The 20,053-nt window shown below is 24.2% G+C and carries 15 protein-coding genes; all 15 read left to right on the forward strand.

From position 1 onward, the window contains the following. Nucleotides 1-20 precede the first annotated feature (20 nt). Nucleotides 21-650, forward strand: coding sequence for an NAD(P)H-dependent oxidoreductase (locus tag T314_RS0103125; RefSeq protein WP_051612900.1), 630 nt, complete (start codon nucleotides 21-23; stop codon nucleotides 648-650). Between the two features lie 56 nt (nucleotides 651-706). Beyond that, entirely contained in the window at nucleotides 707-2,809 is a 2,103-nt protein-coding gene (locus T314_RS0103130; RefSeq protein WP_029512146.1) for a P-loop NTPase family protein, read from the forward strand. 88 nt (nucleotides 2,810-2,897) lie between these two features. Further along, a complete protein-coding gene (gene rimP / locus T314_RS0103135) occupies nucleotides 2,898-3,392 on the forward strand; it encodes a ribosome maturation factor RimP (protein WP_029512147.1) in 495 nt (164 codons plus the stop codon). Nucleotides 3,393-3,401: 9 nt separating this feature from the next. Beyond that, nucleotides 3,402-4,817, forward strand: a complete 1,416-nt coding sequence (gene nusA, locus T314_RS0103140) for a transcription termination factor NusA (protein ID WP_029512148.1) — start codon at nucleotides 3,402-3,404, stop codon at nucleotides 4,815-4,817. Further along, a complete protein-coding gene (gene rnpM, locus T314_RS0103145; RefSeq protein WP_029512149.1) occupies nucleotides 4,804-5,067 on the forward strand; it encodes an RNase P modulator RnpM in 264 nt (87 codons plus the stop codon). The genes nusA and rnpM overlap by 14 nt, the downstream gene beginning before the upstream one ends. Then, nucleotides 5,054-5,353, forward strand: a complete 300-nt coding sequence (locus T314_RS0103150) for a L7Ae/L30e/S12e/Gadd45 family ribosomal protein (RefSeq protein WP_036237561.1) — start codon at nucleotides 5,054-5,056, stop codon at nucleotides 5,351-5,353. The genes rnpM and T314_RS0103150 overlap by 14 nt, the downstream gene beginning before the upstream one ends. A gap of 18 nt (nucleotides 5,354-5,371) precedes the next feature. Continuing rightward, the gene (infB, locus tag T314_RS0103155; RefSeq protein WP_029512151.1) at nucleotides 5,372-7,261 is read left to right on the forward strand and encodes a translation initiation factor IF-2; all 1,890 of its coding nucleotides are present in this window, start codon (nucleotides 5,372-5,374) and stop codon (nucleotides 7,259-7,261) included. Nucleotides 7,262-7,269: 8 nt separating this feature from the next. Next, nucleotides 7,270-8,115, forward strand: a complete 846-nt coding sequence (locus T314_RS0103160; protein ID WP_029512152.1) for an HpyAIV family type II restriction enzyme — start codon at nucleotides 7,270-7,272, stop codon at nucleotides 8,113-8,115. A gap of 3 nt (nucleotides 8,116-8,118) precedes the next feature. Continuing rightward, nucleotides 8,119-9,207: a DNA-methyltransferase gene (locus tag T314_RS0103165; protein ID WP_029512153.1), complete on the forward strand. Its 1,089-nt coding sequence runs from the start codon at nucleotides 8,119-8,121 to the stop codon at nucleotides 9,205-9,207. A gap of 1,050 nt (nucleotides 9,208-10,257) precedes the next feature. Further along, nucleotides 10,258-12,603 (forward strand): N-6 DNA methylase, encoded by a 2,346-nt coding sequence (locus tag T314_RS0103175; RefSeq protein ID WP_029512154.1) that lies wholly within the window; start codon nucleotides 10,258-10,260, stop codon nucleotides 12,601-12,603. Nucleotides 12,604-12,629: 26 nt separating this feature from the next. Continuing rightward, nucleotides 12,630-13,286 carry a J domain-containing protein gene (locus T314_RS0103180; protein ID WP_029512155.1) on the forward strand — a complete coding sequence of 219 codons (657 nt, stop codon included), beginning with the start codon at nucleotides 12,630-12,632 and terminating at the stop codon, nucleotides 13,284-13,286. Continuing rightward, on the forward strand, nucleotides 13,286-14,071 hold the full coding sequence (locus tag T314_RS0103185; RefSeq protein ID WP_029512156.1) for a hypothetical protein: 786 nt from the start codon (nucleotides 13,286-13,288) through the stop codon (nucleotides 14,069-14,071). The genes T314_RS0103180 and T314_RS0103185 overlap by 1 nt, the downstream gene beginning before the upstream one ends. Before the next feature lie 261 nt (nucleotides 14,072-14,332). Then, nucleotides 14,333-15,607, forward strand: coding sequence for a hypothetical protein (locus T314_RS0103190; protein ID WP_029512157.1), 1,275 nt, complete (start codon nucleotides 14,333-14,335; stop codon nucleotides 15,605-15,607). Nucleotides 15,608-15,614: 7 nt separating this feature from the next. Beyond that, nucleotides 15,615-17,216, forward strand: coding sequence for a hypothetical protein (locus tag T314_RS0103195; RefSeq protein ID WP_029512158.1), 1,602 nt, complete (start codon nucleotides 15,615-15,617; stop codon nucleotides 17,214-17,216). 95 nt (nucleotides 17,217-17,311) lie between these two features. Further along, nucleotides 17,312-19,822, forward strand: a complete 2,511-nt coding sequence (locus T314_RS0103200) for a hypothetical protein (RefSeq protein ID WP_029512159.1) — start codon at nucleotides 17,312-17,314, stop codon at nucleotides 19,820-19,822. Nucleotides 19,823-20,053: the final 231 nt, after the last annotated feature.

The following is a 20,053-nucleotide window of genomic DNA, read 5'->3' on the forward strand; positions in this document are numbered from 1 at the left end:
AGATAGATTGAGAGAAAAAAATGAAAAATTTAGCAGAATTAATGACACAAAGAAGGAGTGCTCGAGATTTTGATGTTAATTATGAAATACCTGAAGCTGATTTTAATGATATTATCCAAGCAATGAGAATGTCTCCATCTTCATATGGTATTTTAGGACAAAGATTATTAGTAATTAATCGTGGAGAAATGCGTGAGAAATTAGCACCATTCTTTTATAATCAATTAAACTATGTTAATGCATCAAAATTTATTATTGTATTGGGTGTAAATCATAAAGGATTGCAAGAAGTTACAAATCATTCGTTAGATTTAAGATTTGAAGGAAACCCTGAAGGAAGAAGTACTTATGGGGCTAATATTAATAAAAACTTATTTGGTGGTAATTTAAGTGATCAACAATTAGATAACTATTCAAGTCAACAAACTTATATCACAACTGGAATAGCAACAGCGGTGGCTGCTAGTTTAGATGTTGATACTTGTATGATTGGTGGATTTAATGCAAAAGGATTAGCTGAATTTTTAGTTCAAGAAGGTTTAATGCATGATTATGAAACTCCATTCATTACAATGGCTTTTGGTAAAAGCACAAAAATAAGTGGTGAAAAACTTAGATCTGAATTAAAAGATTTTGTAAAAGAAGTTTAAGAATCGAAAGATTCTTTTTTTGTTTAGATTTATAATTAAAATAAAAAGGAGGACGAATGTGATATTTAAATAAAAAAAGAAAAATATTAAATTTCAAAGATATTGAACTAGATGAATCTTGTGAAATAGAAGTTATTGATTCTCTATATGAATTAAACTTGGAAGAAATAGAAAAAATCAATTCCAAAAAACCAATTTTAATATCCGGTGGTCCAGGTTCTGGTAAAAGTTTTTTAATAAATAAAATACTTAATGAAGCTGAAAAAAAATCATCCGATAATATAACATATATAAATTGTAAGCATTTCTTAGATTCAATAAATGAACAAAAAGAAGATTACTTTAAAGTATTTATGACTAAAGTTGTAGATAAAATAAAAGGTAAAAAACCCGCAATGCATGAGTACACCAATAACACTTTTTGAGTTATAAATTTTTGATCAGTTATTGAATTATTTTTAGCAACATCAATAATAACTTTACTAACTTCTGAAATCAAACCTTTACCAATTTATTTTTGAATTTTATTTTCTTTAGCGTTTGGAATAATAACTTATTTTTGAATTAAATCTCTATTTAAAGTTAAACATTGAAATAATTATATAAAAAGATTAAAAAGGTCTTTTTTATTTTCTTCATTTTTTAAAAATAAAAAAGAAATAATTATTTTTGATGAGATAAATAGATTAGTAATACCATTTGGTCAAAGTTTGCAACATATAGAAAAAAAATTTATTAAAGAAATTTCTTCTTTATCAAGTGAAAAATTAACATTTATTTTTATCACTTCAGAAAAAATAATTGAAGAACCAGATGAAAATGAGAAAGATTTCATTCATAAAAATTTTTCAAAAGTTTACAAATTAGAAAAGAATGAAAAAATTTTTGATGAAATACTCTTTCAAAATATTGATAGAAATTTCTTAAGTAAAAATGATTATTTAATAATTAAAAAATTTTTTAATTTTATAAATTATAGAGACGCAAAATTATGTATAGATAGAATAAATAAAAATTTATTGTTGGCATCAGAATTTAATTTTAATGACCAAGCAATAATTTTAATGTCAACTATAAAAACTATGAATTATTTTACTAAAGAATTAACTTACTTGAATACAATATTAAAAAGTGGAAAAGAATTTATAAATCAAGAAGATTTGCAATATTTGGCTGAAATCTTTTATGATGAATTATCTTATCGTTTTACAGAATGAGAAACTGTAAAAAGAGAATGAGACAATTATAAAGGAAATAAAAATAGTTATTCAATTTTCCAAAGCCATGATTTATTAATTAGTTTAATGAAACAATATGAAATTAGTAATGATGATTCAATTAAAATAAGAATTATGAAAATTTATTCTTTTTTAAATTCTTCAGGTGAGATATTATTTAATAATTGACCAATGACATCGGATATATTGTCAGAAATTGATTTCTCAGATGAAACAAAAGATGAACAGTTTTCACTTAAAAAGGGTTATTCGCATAAGTTATATTACAATATGCATAAAACTATTAAGTATTTTTCTGAAAATGATATTAACAAAATATGGTTTTTTGAAAAAAGTAATGATTCTTATTGGATCAAAATATGAATAGCATATAAAATTTTAAATAGTAAAGATAAAAATACTGAACTAAGAAATATATTAGTTTTTTGTGAAAAAGTTCAGCAAATGCATTTATATGAATATTGTATGTCAATATATTTTAGAATAAAATGAAATTATTTATGCAATGACTTTAATTTTTTTGACTTAATTCGAAAAGATTCATACTTAAATTTTGGACCAACTGAATGAACAAAACATTATTTAAATAAAATCAAAAATTCTGAAATAATCTTAGATAATAATAAAGAAGAGCTACAATTTATAATTTTAATTTGCAATCAAAATATAAGAAGTTTTGATTTTCATAATTTAAATTGAACAATTATATATTTTATTGAAGATGAAAAAGAAGTAATTAAGTTTTTAAAATATTTAAAAGAATATTTTTTAAACGTTAATACATTAAAAAAACAATTAAATATTGATTTTGACGAAAGAATAAAGAATATTCAAAATTCAACTTACCCACCAATTGGTGAAAAAGAAAATGAAATAATGAAAATTCAAAAAAGACGAAATTTAGTAGAAAAGTACTTATAATTTATTTCTTTGCTATAATATAAATAACAATATGAAACAGCAAGACTTATCGGTCTTGCTTTCTTATTGATTTGAAAGGAGATTTTAAGTGAAAAATTTTGCATCTATTAAAGATGAAATCCAAAAGATTGCTGAATCAATTTTAAAGGAATATAACTTACAAATATATGAAATAAATAATTTCTCTGATTTTGAAAGTGATGTTTTGCAAATCTTAGTTGAAGATATAGCTGAACCAAACAAAGCTTTAGACTTTGATTCAATTATTTCAAGTAATGAAAAATTATCTGATGCTTTAGAAAACTTCCCAGGATTAAGTGAACCTTATATGCTAGAAGTAGCTAGTGCTGGAATTGAAAAACCAATCAGAAATAAAGATGAATTAGTCAAAGCTGTTAACAGTTATATTCATGTTAAATTAAATCAAGAAAAAAATGCAAGTAGTGAAATAGAAGGTATTTTATTAGATTTTGATGTAAACAAAGATACATTTAGAATCACCTACTTTTTAAAAGGTCAAAAGAAAAAAGTTGACTTTAAATATGAACAAGTAAAGTTTGCAAGATATGCAGTTAAATTTTAAGGAGAAAATATGGTAAACGGAGCACAAATATTAGAAGCATTAGCTTCATTAGAAAGTGAAAAAAGCATTAGCAAAGAAGTTGCTATTGAAGGAATTAAAGAAGGATTCCAAAAAGCTTATGAAAGATTTTTTGATACAGAAGCTGTAGTTAAAACTGAAATTAATGAACAAACAGGATCAATTAACTTGTTTCAAGAATTAATGGTAGTAGCTACAGATGATGAAATCGAAGATGATTGATTAGAAATTGTTTTAGAAGATGCTTTAAAAATCAATAAAGAAGCTAAAGTTGGAGATAAAGTATACAAACCAATTGATTTTGATGAAGAATTCTCAAGAGTAGCTGTTGGACAAGTAAGACAAATCTTCCAACAAAAAATTAGAGCTACTGAAAGAGCTATGATTTATGAAAAATTTATTCAATTAGAAGGTGAAATTGTTAGAGGTAAAATCGTTGGAATGAACGATCAAGGAACTTCATACATTTTAGATATTGATGGAGTACATACTTCATTATGAAACCAAAAAACAATCAACAGAGAAGAGTTTGTTGTTAACGAATTAGTTGATGTTTTATTAGAAGAAGTTGCTAGAGAAAATAAATACTCACAATTAGTTGTTTCAAGAGTAGCACCTAAATTCTTAGCTAAATTAGTTGAAAAAGAAGTTAGTGAAGTTGCTCAAGGATTAGTTGAAGTAATGTCAGTTTCAAGAGAACCAGGTAAACGTGCAAAAATTGCTGTTTTATCTCATGATGAAGATGTAGAACCAATTGGAGCTATTGTTGGAGTTAAAGGTTCAAGAATCAATAACATTTCAAAAGAATTAAGAGGAGAAAAAATTGACGTTGTTAAATGAGATGATGAAATCATTCCATTTATTATTAACGCAATGGCACCTGTTAAGGTTATTTCTGTAAATGAAGTTGAAGGTGAATTTGATATAGTAGTTCCTAATCAACAATTATCATTAGCTATTGGTAAAGGTGGAATGGCTGCTAAATTAGTTGCTAACTTATTAAAACGTCGTATTAACATTTACAGTTTAGAAAATGCTATTACTGACAACATGGATGTTTTATGAAATGGAAACATTACAGAAGAAGAAGTAAACAACCCAGACTTTATTAACGAAGTAAATAAACGTAAAATCAACTCTCAAACAGTTAAACCAGAATACCACAAAAATTCATTCAGAAATGCACAAGCAAATAATGAAGAAGAATTAATGAGTTTCCAAGCTGAAGTTGAGGAAGAATACAACCAAGTTGAAGAATTAATTGAAGAAACAAATGCAGTTGTTGAAGAAAATAAAGATTTAGAGTCAATTCAATCTGAACTAGAATCATTTAATGATATTTTAAATGATGAAGATGAAGAAGATTTTGAAGAAGACGAATACGAAGATTTATATGATCAAGAATAATCTAAGAAAAGATGTCGTTAGTAAAGAAATGTTAGATAAATCAGCATTAATTAGAGTTGTTTTAAATAAAAACAATGAAATTTTTATTGATTTAACTTATAAAGCAGATGGACGTGGAGTTTATGTTAAGAATGACTTAAACTCAGTTAAAATCGCTAAACAAAAAAACCTTTTAAGCAGAGGATTAAAAACAAAAGTTGATTTAAGTATTTATGATAAATTAGAAAAGTTATTTAATGAACAAAACTAAATTATTAAATGCTATTGGATTAGCTTATAACTCTGCTAAATTAGTTAAAGGTGAAAAATTATTAGATTCAATTAAAAGAAACAAAGTAAAATTTGTTATCTTATCAACAGATATGGGTGCTAGTCAAAAAAAGAAATTCAGTGATAAATGTAAATTTTATAATATTGAATTTATTGATGATGTATTAACTGTTGATGAAATTTCACAAGCGTGTGGATCTACCACAATTGTAGCGATTGGTGTTAATGATATTAATATTATTAAATTAATTAAAAACAATTTATAGAAGAAAGGGGATTTTTACATGGCTAAAAATATAAAAACAAATAAAAAACCACAACAAGTAAACAAAAAAGAAATGTCTAAACAACATGCTAAACAAATTAAGCAACAATTAAATGAAACAGTTGCAACTGGAATCATTGATGGGGTATTTGTTTATACTGAAGCTTTAAGGATTGCTGATTTTGCGAGCCAAATTGGAAAAAGTGTTGCTGAAATACTTAAGTATTTCTTTGCACAAGGACTAATGTTAAATCAAAATGTTGTGTTATCAGAAGAACAAATGGCTGAACTTGCTTTAGAGTTTGGTTTTGACTTTAGAAAAGAAGAATCTTTAACTAAAGAAAACTTTTTTGAAGCATTAGATGCTAGTGAAGAAGATAAACCAGAAGATTTAGAACATAGAGCACCAATTGTAACAATTATGGGTCACGTTGATCATGGTAAAACTACTTTATTAGACTCTATCAAAAATACGAATGTTGTTGGTGGAGAAGCTGGGGGAATTACTCAAGCAATTGGAGCTTACCAAGTTAAAAACAAAGATGGTAAAAAAATAACATTTATTGATACTCCAGGTCATGAAGCATTTTCCGAAATGCGTAGTCGTGGAGCTAATGTAACAGATATTGTTATTTTAATAGTTGCTGCTGATGATGGAGTTATGCCTCAAACAGAAGAAGCAATTGATCATGCAAAATTAGCAAATGTACCAATTATTGTATTTATTAATAAATGTGATAAACCAGGAGCAGATCCTGAACGTGTTAAAGCTGAATTAATGAAATATGAAATAGTAGCTGAAGAATATGGTGGAGATATTCCATTTGTTCAAGGTAGTGCTAAACAAAAGATTGGTTTAGACCAATTAGAAGAAACTATTTTATTAATTGCTGAAATGCAAGATTATAAAGCAAATCCAAATAAGTTAGCTAAAGGAGTTGTTATTGAAGCTCACTTAGATAAGGCAAAAGGACCAGTTGCTTCTATTCTTGTTAAAGAAGGTACTTTAGATATTAGAGATATGATTATCGCTGGAACTACATATGGAAATATTAAACATATGGAAGATGAAACTAATAAAAAAGTATTAAAAGCAGGACCAAGTAAACCAGTTGTTGTTTATGGGTTAAATGAAGTTCCAAGTGCTGGAGATAAATTTATTGTTATGAATGATGAAAAAATGGCTAGAACTATTGCTGAAGCACAAGCTGAAAAGAAATTAGCAGCTGAACGTCAATCAAACCAAATCTTTAGTTTAGATTCAATTAAAAAACATATTGATGATGGTGAGTTAAAAGCAATTAACTTAATTGTTAAAGCTGACACTCAAGGTTCAGTTGAAGCACTTAAAGGAAGTTTAACTAAAATTGATATACCTGGTGTTAAATTAAACATTATTAGAGCATCTGTTGGAACTATTACATTAAGTGATGTTACTTTAGCTTCAACTGTAACTGATGGAATTGTATTAATCTACGGATTTAATGTAAGACCTGATGCAGTTGTACGTAAAAAAGCTGAAGAAGAAGGAATTGAAATTCGTTTACATAACATTATTTACAAAGTAATTGAAGAATTAGAAGATGCTGCTAAAGGAATGTTAGATCCAGAATATAAAGAAGTAGTTACTGGATCAGCTGAAATTAGAGCAACATTCAAACACTCTGACATTGGAACAATTGGTGGATTCCATATTACTGATGGAAGCATTGAGCGTAAATCAAAAGTTCGTATTATTAGAAATGGTATTGTTATTTATACTGGAGAATTAGCAACTTTAAAACATTTAAAAGATGATATTAAAGAAGCTAAAATTAATTCTGAAGGTGGATTAACAATCAAAAACTTTAATGACATCAAAGAAGGCGATATTGTTGAAGGATATAAGGAAGAAGAAGTTAAGAAATAGGGTAAATTATGGAATATAAAGACTTTAAAAATAAATTAGATAAAAAAATAAAAATTGATGAATTTTTTTGAACAAATTTCATTAAAGGTTTATTAAAAGATTCAAAAAGAATTTGTAGTGATTATAGAGTTAGCCCTATAGAAGTTAAAATTTTGCAAAATATTACACAAAGTAATGAAATTAAATTTGGAGATTTTTTAGAAGACATAATAACTGAATATTTTAATGAATTGAATTTTGAAAATATATCAAAACATATAATTGAAAATGAAAATGTGAGCTTAAAATGCGATCAATTATTTTTTGTAAATTCTGACAAAAATGATCTTATATTAATTGAACAAAAAGTCAGAGATGACCATGATAGTTCAAAAATTAGAGGTCAGTGAGATAATTTCTCTAGAAAAGTTGAAGTTTTAAAAAAAGAATATCCTTCTAAAAAAATAGTAGCTATAATATGATTTATTGATCCTCTTTTTAGAAGTAACAAAAAATTTTATATAGAGAAAATAAAAAATTATACTTTTTCTGAAAATGTTTATTTAAAGTTATTTTATGAAAAGGAATTATTTGCTTTTTTAAATGATTATAATGAAAAATCTTTAGAAATTTTTGATGAAATAAAAAATAATATTATTAAATATAAAAATGAATTGGATTCTAAAAATATAATTGTGCCTGATTTTGGGAAAGATGAAGAAATTTTTTCAGCTTTAAAAAATTTAGATAAAAAGGAAATAAAAAAACTTTTGGGTAATTCTGAAAATATTCTAAAATTAAGAAAAACTGTTTTTAACGATGGAGAAAATATTGAAAAGATAAGAGAGTTTTATAAAATTAATTTTGAGGAGTAAAAAATGGAAAAAAAAATTAACAAAATATTATTTGGTGATTCTATTCAAGAAATGAAAAAAATGCCAGAAAAGGTATTTGATTTTATTTTTGCAGACCCTCCTTATTTCATGCAATTAGATTATAATAAAAAACTTTTAAGAGCTAATGGTGAAGAATTCAAAGGCGTTGATGATGATTGAGATAAATTTGAATCAATGGAAAAATATGAGAAATGAACTAAAGAATGAGTTAAAGAAGTCAAAAGAGTAATGAAAGATGAAGGTCTTTTTTGTGTTATTTCTGGAATGCAATCAATTTATGAAATAGGGAATATTCTTAAAAAAGAAGGTTTTTGAATAGTAAATGATATTATTTGATTAAAGTCTAACCCAACTCCAAATTTCAAAGGCACAAGACTTAATAACAGTCATGAAACAATGTTACTTGTACAAAAAAGTAATAAGAATAAATTTACTTTTAACTACAAAACAGGGAAATTTTTAAATAATAATAAGCAAATGGGTTCAGTTTGAAATATACCTATTTCTTCAGGAAACGAAAGGTTGAAAGATGAATTTGGCAAAAAAGTTCATAGCACTCAAAAACCTGAACTTCTTTTATACAGATTAATTACTATATTTACAAAAAAAGGTGATTTGATTTTAGACCCTTTTGGTGGAACAATGACAACTGCTGCTGTTGCAAAAAAAACTGGAAGAAATTTTGTAACTATTGAAAGAGAGAAAAAATATATAAAATATGGTGAAAAAAGACTAGATTTAATTGAACCAGAAATAAGTGATGTCACACAAAATACTTTTGATTTAAAACCATTAAAAGTTTCATTTGAACAATTAATTAATGAAGCATATTTATTTTTAAATGAAAATATGTATGATTCTAAAGGAACTAAATGCTTTTCTTTAAAGGATAAAAAAGGAAAAGTTAGTTATAAAAATGAAATTTGGTCTATACATGAGGCAATTGGCAATTTTAAAGGCAAAAAAAACAGAATTAATGCATTTGAAAATGTTTTTGTTTTAAGACAAGGAAAACTTAAATCACTATATGAAATTAGGGAAGAATTTAGAAAAAAATATAACAAAAATTAAAAAAGTAGTAATGTAAAACTTATTAGGTTATTATGAATAAAGATATGCTAGTTTTATTAATAACTTAAAAATACAAGAGCAACTTAAAGTAGAGTTGCTCTTTATTTATGAACGCTTTTCAAATAAAACTATTAATTTATTAAAAAAGTTATCATTTGATATACAAAATATTGAAACAGTATAAGCTAATTTAAAAATTTTAACCAATCAAGATATTATTGAAACAAAAATAAGTTTGAAGATTTTTCACATAAAAATATATTATCTTCTAATTCAAGCATTGACTTCTGATCTTATAAAATACTGTGAATTAATTTAATGTTTCAGATATAACCTTACAAAGCATTAGCAAAGAAGTATCATCCAGATAATAGTAAAGACCCAGGAGCAAAACAAATGATAAAATTCATAAATAAAAGCATATAATATATTAAAAGGAAAAAAATGAAGACTAAAATAAGAAAATTAAAATTATTATTTTTTTATTAAGACTGAAAATATTACATTAAGTGATGTTACTTTAGTTTCAACTGTAACTGATGAAAATATATTAATTTAATGTAAGACCTGATGCAGTTGTACATAAAAAAAGCTAAAAAAGAAGGATTGAAATTCGTTTACATAACATTGTTTACTAAGTTATGTAGGAATTAGAAGATGCTGCTAAAGGAATGTTAGATCCAGAATAGAAAAAAGTAGTTACTGGAACAGCTGAAATTAAAGCAATATTTAAACAATCTGAAATTAGAACAATTGGTGGATTCTATATTGTTGATGGAAGTATAAAGCGTAAATCTAAAACTCATATTATAAGAAAGGTATTGCCATTTATAATGGACAATTAGTAAATTTAAAAATTGATATTAAAGAAACTAAAATTTATTCAGAAGGTAAATTAATAATAAAAAATTTTAATGATACCAAAAAAGGAATTATTGATAAAGCATATATAGGAAAAAAAGAAATAAGTTTTAATGCTTTATAGTGTTTTAACTTTAAAAATATAATAAAATGTTAAAATAAAAATAGTATTGAAATATGGAGGCACTAATGAATACAAAACTTTATTGTCCTATTAGAGGATTATTAAACGTAGATGAAAAAGATAAAAGTGGTTTATCTTTTACTGAAGAGAGACAAAGAATTGAACTTGTTAAGTTTCTTTTAAATAAAAAAAAGTACCCTAAAGAGTTGTTTCAATTTGAATATATAATAAAAATAGGAACGTCTAATCAAAAATTAAGAGCAGATCTTGTTATATGAAAAGATGAAAAAAAAGAAAAAGTTGAAATAATAGCAGAAGTTAAAAAAAATGGAAAGCATAAGGAAAAGGCAGCTATTTTGCAATTAGAACCTGGTAAAAAGCTTTTAAATGCAAAATACGGAATTTATTTTGATGATGAAAACAATTATTTGCTTTACAATAACGATAAATACTCAATAACAAAATTACCTGATTATGGATTTGATTTTGATTCAAAAAAAATAGCAATTAATGATTTAAGAGAAATTAATAATATAGATTCTCTTTATTCTAAGCTTGATCAACTAGCACATAATAAAGGTTTTTCAAAAGAAAAAAGATATGAAGGAATATTTCAAGTTATTTTAGCGAAATATTATGATGAAAAATATAATTCTAAAAATTTAAAATTTATTTCAAATAAAAACACTTTTAAAAATTTTACTGATTTGTACACTAAATCAATGCAATATTATAATATAAGTTCACAAATTGAATTGAATAGTCAAATTATTCTTTCAGAAGACGTAATAAATAAAATTGTAGAAGTACTTGAAGAGTATTCTTTTATGAAATCTGATATAGGAGTTATTCAAACATTTTTTATGAAATTTGGTGCTAATTTTTTAAAAAAAGATTTAGCACAATATTATACACCCATCCCTATAATAAAATTTATCGCTTCATTAATTGATGTTAAAAGTAATAATAGAATTATTGATCCAGCAGGTGGCAGCGGAGACTTTTTAGTTGGAATTTTAGAAAAATATAAAAATTCTGATACTTTTTCTTTAATTAAAGAAAATTTACATTATTGAGATTTAAGTGAAGATGCTTTGAAAGTAGCTTTCATTAATATGGTATTGCATGGAGATGGAAGAACAAATATTGAACAATTAGATTCTATAGAAAGATTTGATTATAAAAATAACTCTTTCGATTATGTTATTACAAATCCGCCTTTTGGTTCAAAAACAAAATGAGATGGCTCAAATGAAATTATGAAACAATATAAAATTGTAGAAAATGAAAAAGCAAATAAGGAATTAGGAATTTTATTTATAGAAAGATCTATTAAATTACTTAAAGAAAATGGTATTTTAATAATTATTTTGCCTTCTGGTTATATGAATAATAGTTCAATGAGTTTTATAAGAAATTATTGTTTAAAATATAGAATTATTGCTGATATTTCTCTTCCACCAGGAGCTTTTAAAGGTGCTGATACAGGAGTTAAAACTGATATTTTAATAATTAAAAAAGAAATTTTAGATAAAGATTATAAAATATTTGTAGAAGCTCCAAAAAAAATAGGTTTTGATTTTAAATCAAATAAATTATCAATAATGTATAAAAGAGATGAAAAAACTGGATCATTTTTATATGATGATCAAAATGATAAAATAATTGATTCTGATTTGACAGAAATTGAAAATAAGTTTAAAAAATTTACGTATGATAATTCAATTAAAGGCTTCGAACAGAAAAATAATGATGTAGAGTATAGCACAGTATTAAAATCACAAATAGTTAATGATGCTTTTTTAACCTTAAAACCTGAACTTTATCTTAATAATTATGTAAAATTAATTGAAGACATAAATCAAAAAGGTGCAGTTAGTTTAAAAGAATTAAAACAACAAAATAAATGTAAAATAGTTATAACTAATTCAAAAAGCATAGAATTAGTGGATGAAAAAGAATATACCTATATAAGTATTTCGGAATCTAAAAAAGGGTATTATTCACTTGAAAACAAAATGAGAAGCTGAGAAATTTCTCAAATTGATAGAGCTAAACAAAAAGCAGAAGAAAATGATATATTTATTAGTTATTTATACGGTAGCAAAGATAAATTTTTTATAATGACTGAAAAAGATGCTGATAATATTGTAGTTACTAATGGAATGTATAAAATTAAAATTGATGATGAAAGGATAAGATTGTCATTTTATATTTTTTTATTTACTGAATATTTTTCAAAACAGTTTGAAGCATTTGCAACAGGCCATATCCAAACAAACATAAATATAGATAAAGTATGAGAATTTAAATTCAATATATTAAATGATGAAGAATTTGAGGCTGCTAAAAAAATGCTTAAGTCTCAAATTGAATGAAAAAACAATTATAATGAATTTAATAACTTTTAGTTATTTTATTATAAAGAGGCTTTTAAATGATAAAAGATAAGATTAATTTTATTAATAACTTAAAAATACAAGAGCAACTTAAAGTAGAGTTGCTTTTTCTTTATGAACGCTTTTCAAATAAAACTATTAATTTAATGAATAAGTTATCATTTGAAATACAAAATATCAAAAACAATATTAATCAATTCACAGATACTGATTTTTCATCAAATTTATATAATGAATTTAAACTAAAAGTTTTAATGAATCAAGATATTATTGAAAACAAAATAGAATCAATTGATGAAAGCTTCAAAGAAATTGATTTAAAAAAACTTGAACAGTTAATAAATGAAATCATTTACAAATTAAATGAAAATTACATTTTAACTATTAAAAAATTAAAACAATTTATATTAGCAACATATGAAATTGATTTTGAATCAATTGAAATCAATTTTTCTGAAAACAAAAATAGGTTTGAAGACTTTTCACATAAAAATATATTAGGCTCTAATTCAAACGTTGACTTCTGATCTTATGAAATACTAGGAATTAGTTTAAAAGCTTCAGATATACAAATAAAACAAGCTTATAAAATATTAGCTAAGAAGTACCATCCAGATAATAATAAAGACCCAGAAGCTGAAGAAATGATGAAACTAATAAATAAAGCATATAATATATTAAAAGGAAAAGAATAATGAAGAGTAAAATAAGAAAATTAAAATTGTCAATTGGTTTTTTATTAGCATTGGAAGCCTTAATTATATTAGCAATGGTTGTACTTTCATTTAAGTGATCATGGTTGATCTTTTTAACAGCTGGGGTTGGTTATATATTATTTATATGTCATAATTTAGTATTTGTAATTAGAAGAAAAGTTATTATAAAGAAATTTAATAATACAATTAAAGAAAATTTAATCTTTAAGTCATATATTGAAAAAAGAAATTATATACATAACTTTTTAATATTTTATACATCATTTTTTATATTAGTATTTGTAACTATTGCAACAATAATATTTTTATTTGTAACTGATACAGATAATAGTATTGCCCTAGATTTATTAAGTCTAATTTCAGCTGCTTTAGTAATAGTTTCACCATTTTTAGGAGCATTCTATAAAAAGATAACAAATATAACGCAAACTGAAGGTGATATGAAAACTGATGCACTTAGAAAAGATATTAAATATGTAATAACAGGTAATACAAGTTTAAATAAGGCAATTAATGATATAAACTTAAATACTAAAACAATTGAACTATTAAAAAATGAAAAAGATATTAATTCACAAAAAATAGTAAAAAGATTAAATAATCGTATTAATAATATTAATGAACAAATTTCATTATTTGAAGTATATTTATTATTTGAGGCTTCTTTAAAAGAAATTGAAGATAAAAATAAAATAAAACAATTTAAGAATAATATTTTAACTAAAAAGAACTTATCTGAAATAGTAGTTATTTTAAATAAATAAAAGCAAATTATAAAAACTGTATTTTTTCAAGCAACTATTTATATTTTTTTAAGTCACTACACCTTAGTTATTGATTTTCTAGTTAAAAATAAAAAAATTTTTTTAAAAAACACCCAATACTGGGTGTTTTTTTTGTTTTTATCAAACTTTAGTGTGATTTTATCTTGACAAAAAAAAAAAAAAAACCATAATTAGATTATTCACAAAACTTAAGTTTTTACACTTTATCGTTTTGATTTTTAAAAGAAAGGTGGAGTCTCTTTGAAAAAAAATAAAAGAAAAATATTAGCATCTTTTATTATTCTTTTATTAATAGTTGTATGATCTCTTTTTTTAGGAATTATGATTGTGAACGGTGGTGAAAATTCATCTTCAAAAAAAATAATTAGTTTTCAAGAAGTTAAAACTGATGTTGATAAATATACAAATGATAATACATTTTATGATTTTAAGAGTTACCAAGATGGCCTAAATGATTTAAATCTAGAAGGCGTTAATTTAACAGCATATCAAATATTATTAGAAAATAAACAATCTTCAGAATTAACTACATTAAGAGTAGAAGTTATTTTTAAATTAGAAGAAAACTATAAATGAAAAGAACTTATATCAGGTGATCAAAAAGTTGAATATCAAGTTGTTATTGATAAAAGACAGATAGTTAATAAGCAAGAGTTATTTGATTATGTACAAAACAGCCTAAATGAACAAGAATATTTATCTCAAGAAGAGTTGAATGTAAGATTTGAATATATAAAACAAGATTATGAAAAAAAATACCCTGATATTAAACTAGATTTAAGTACAAATACAAATATTAATGGTGAAAATAAAACAAAATGAACAATTGATATTGAAGCATCTATTGATTTCAATCTATATAAATGAAATGATGGCGTTGAAGAAAAGTTTATTATGAAAGAAATTAAAATTACAAAGGATATAAGTAAATTGGTTTATCAAGAAGAAATCAAAAAAGAATTAAACGAGATCATAGAAAAAATTAACACTAACTCAATTAAAAACTATTCAATTAATGAAGTCATTCAAGAAGTCGATCAAAATTATTTTAAAAGTGCTAATGAAAAACTAAAAGGAACTTATATATTAAACCAAACTGCAGAATATCAGCAACAAACTGAAGACGGTTTTAATATATACACATTAAAGATAAAAATAGGTTTAAATGATGGATATAAATGAGAACATGACAGAAGTAAAGAAGTTAAGGAATTCAGTTTTCAAAACATTAAAATTAATACGAAAATAATTGATTTAAATCAAGTAATTGATGATTTAAAAGTATTAACATCAATGAAATTTCAAAATACTAGTGAGTTAGAGGAAAAGATTGAAGAAATATCTAAATCAAGTAAAGGTTATAATTTAGATCTTATTAATAAAGATGAAACAATGAAAGTAAACTTTATAGCAAATTTACAAATAAGTTTAAATGAAGATTATGTATGAAATGATCAAGAAAACACAAACGAGAATATAACTATTAAATTAGTTATTAATAAAATAGAAAAATAGGTAGAAAATGAAAAAATTATTATCACTTTTGTCTGGTATAGGAATCGCTTCAAGTGGTTCTGTTTTAACAGCAAACACAATTAATATAAAACAAATCAATAATGAAAATGTTGAAATTATTGAAGATTTAAATGAAGGGCAAACAGGCCCAGAAATTAATGTTAATACAATCAAGGTTTCTGATGCAATCAGTAAAATTAAGCAAACGGCCGAAAAACAAACATATGTTTCAATTAATGAAGCAATTGAAGCAATTCAAAAAGAAACATTAGTTGGAACAGAAGTTAGCTTAGAAAAAAGCGAATATATTGTTAGAGAAGAAAATAAAATTAATGGACTTGTTCACTTAAATCTTGCATTAACTTTAAAAAAAGATTATACATGAGATAACGAAAGTTTAGAGAGCACACTCTATGTTTCTACTATAGCAAAAATTGATGAAAGAATTAATGTAGATAAAAATGAGGTATTAGCTAAATTTAAAGAATTATGAAGTACAATTCCTGAGGGAGAAGGAAAAGTTGAACACAAGAAATACTTTAAATCAAAAAATGAAGCTTTATTAGAAATTTTACAAACAGAATTTGAATATGGTCAAGTAACTAATGCAATCATAAAATCAGCCTCAAATGATGAAGGAAAAGTTATTAATGATGATATTGAGTTTGAAGTAGAAGTTTTGTTAGATAAAAATCATAAATGATTAAATGAAGTTGAAGGAGAAAAAACTATGAATTTGAATACTTTCAATTTTTATTTAAAAATTGATGAACGAAAAGAGGCATCATTTAACGAATTAAATACTGATATTATTAATGAATTAGGGAAAAATAATATAAAGTTTTATTCAGAACAAGAAGCTTTAGATGCAATTGAGCAATATAAAACAGAAAGCAATATAGAATCAATTAAAGATGGTGGAGTTTCTTTAGTTGTAAAAGAAAACGATATATCTTCACAAATACATTCAATTTATGATAAAGAATTTATTATTGAAGCAAAAATTGATGAAAAAATTTACAAATGATCTGATGAGACAATTCTAACAAAAGAAATTAATCTACTAACATTGATTGATTCAAGAATTCAAGTTAAACAAAATTTAGTTGAAAATCAATTGAAAGACGCAGTCGAAAGTAAAGTTTTTGCATCACAAGGTGAATTAGTGCAAGCAATACTTGATACATCTCTTGAGGAAGGAGCAACTGTTTTAAATATTAAAATTAATGTTGTTGATGATGAAACAAATATTCAAGTTATTGTTGCTATAGATGGTGAATATAGATGAGACATCAAAGACGATAGTAATGAACCACTAACATTTGAAATTAAATCTAAGGTATATGATAATCGTGTAGACTTTTCAGAAGCAGCGAAATCATTGTCAAACACATTTAAAACAGAAAGTTTTGCTAATAAAGAAGAAATCGAAGCTTTTGTTGAACATCAAAAAGTAAATGGTATTGATATTGAATTTGTTGACGCTAATGGGAGTCAAGAAAAAGGATGAATTATCAACTTAATATTAACACCAAATAAAAATATGACTTGAAGCGATGGAACCAATTCATCTCAAAAATTAATGGTAACTGCTAAAGCTGCAAAATAATCTAAATGCAAATTTAGTTTTTTGCACTGATTAGAAATAAATAAAATTTTAATTTCAACATACGAAAAATCAATAGAAAGTAAAGGTTAAAAATTATGAAAAAATTATTATCGATTATGTCTATCCTTTTTGTGGGAACTACCGGTTCTATATATCCTCTTATTGTGCAAAATCAAGTAGAAAAACAAAATAGCATAAAGCAAATTAATATACTAAAATTAAGCAATGTTAGAGAAAATCTTGAAGATCAATTAAAAGATAAAACTTTTTCAAGTAGTAGTGAAGTTATAGACATAATAGCAAAAAATTCTATTGATGGTTTGCAGTATAAAGCTTCATTGAACAATACTCAAACAAATCACAAACAAAATTATGAAGTTTTTAATGTGGAAATTACAATTACTGATGAAAATAAATTTAAATGAGATAATAATAAATCAAATACGATATTATTAACAGTTACAGCTTTCATTGATTCGCGTCAAATTATTGACCATGATGCTATTCAAAAGTCACTAGACGAAAACTTTTCATTTAAAACTTACAATTCATCATTTGACTCTAAATTTGAATTATTAACAAATAATGAAATTCAAGAAGGAGTTAATATTATTTATATTAATCCTGAAGAAAAAATTATTAATCCAAATAATAAAAAATTATATCAAATTGATTATCAAGTAAATGTAGACTTAGATTCAACAAAAAAATGAGCAGAAAATGATAATGGTACTAATTTTAGTGTTTCTTCTTATATTGACGAACGCAATTACATTGATTTTTCAGAAATTCAAAAACAAATAAATGACGTTGTTGAAAATAATTATTTTTTATCTACACAAGCAGTTAAAGAAGCAGTTAATGAAATTAATATTAACTCAGCTGTAGAAATTAAAAACTTAACAGAAGTATTCCCTGATAATAAAATAGCTACTAAAGAAGTTGAATTTAGTTATGATTTAGTCTTGAAAGACAGCGAAAACTCAAAATGAAAAGATGGAACTATTAATAATATTCCTAATACTTTTAAGGCTAAAGTAGAAAATAGAAAAATCTTAGATTATGAAGCTGTTCAAACAGCAATAAGTAATACATTAAAAGATAATACTTATACTTCTGTAGAAGAAGCTGAAAAAACAATTAGAAATGTTCAAATACCTAGCGAAATAAGCATTTCAAAAATTGAATCTTCTACTTCAACGATTTTTGGGTCAGTTGAATTCGTAATTGAATTAAAAATTAATGATACAGAAAATAATAAGTGAAAAGATGAAACAGTTACAAATAAAAAAATTAGTGTTTCAGCAAATATTGATGGAAGAAAGCAAATTGATTTTGAAACCGCAAGCTCACAAATTAATCAAACTGTTGCTGGAAAAATTTTTAAATCAATGACAAATGCTGAAGCAGCAATAGCTGAAGCTAACCTTGAAGAAGGAATTGAAATATCATCGATAATACCTAAAAGTACAACAATTTATGGAAATGTTGAATACACAGTAGAAATTAAAATAGATGACAAATTATTTAAATGAAGCGATGGAACAACTGAAGATAAAGCCTTGGAGGTTTTAGCAGAAATTGATGGAAGAACAATTGTAAAATTTGAAAGTGTGCAAACTTTAATTAATAAAGCTAATGATAATAAAACTTTTAAATCCGTTGATGAGGCAATTAATACTATTGAAGAATTGAAAATGCCAAAAGAAGTTATTATTTCTTCTGTAACATCATCATCTGAAGTAAAAGTGGGTACAGCTGAAATCGAAATTGTTATAGACTTGAAGGATGCTAGTTTATCAAAATGAAGTGATGAAACAGTTACAGCTAAAACAATGAAAATTAATTCTAAAATTGATTCACGTATTAAATTATCAACAGATTTAATAACAAAAGAATTAGGCTACTTTGCATTTAAACAAGAAACAAATGAAATAGATATATTAAATCAAATGTTAAAATTAAATGCTTCATTAAAAATTGAAGAATTAAGTGTTTCAAATATTACTAACAGTTCAGCAACTATTAAGGTTAAAGAAGGATCTTATGAATACTTCTCAGAAACAACAACTGTGAATTTTGAAAGAGACGTACGTATTGATATTAAAGAACATGTTAAAGTTAAAGATCTTGGAACATTTAACACAACAAAAAATAATTTAAATGCAACTATAAAAGATAAAATTAAAAGTTTAAATAAAGACATAAATATGTCAGAAATTGAACAAATAAGTTCAAATATAGTTATTGAGACAGGGCCAAGTAAAGTTGTTTGAAAGGTTAAAGATAATTCAAAGGTATATTTTGATCAATCAACAATTGAATTTACTTTTACAATTAAACGTCAGGCACTTAAAGACCCAAATACAAGTTATACTCGTGCAAAACTTTATATTGAATATATGAGAGATCCTGATCTAGCAAAATCTCAATTAAAAGCATTCTATAGAAATTATGAGTGGGATGATATTGAAATGGTTCAGTTTACTGAAACAAGTTATTCTAGCGAAAATATGCGAACTGAAGGATATTGATCAATTAAAGCAAAATCTGATTCATATTATTACACAGGTCAAGCTATAGTTTATGTTTATTCATCACAATAAAATTTATTCAATTTAATCTTTTTTATAATTTTCTAATTAAAAGGTATCTTACTTTTCAAAGTAAGATACCTTATTTTAAATTAGTAGTATAAAATTATAATAATATTTCTGTTTTAAAGATATTATATGTAATATTTAATTCTTGCTATAATTATAAACATATCTAATAAAGTTCTTAGTTAATTTAAAACTTTTGCTAAGTATAACTTATTATATAATAGTTAATTTAAT

This window comes from Mesoplasma grammopterae ATCC 49580 (assembly GCF_000701525.1).
Taxonomy (GTDB): Bacteria; Bacillota_I; Bacilli_A; order Mycoplasmatales; family Mycoplasmataceae; genus Mesoplasma; species Mesoplasma grammopterae.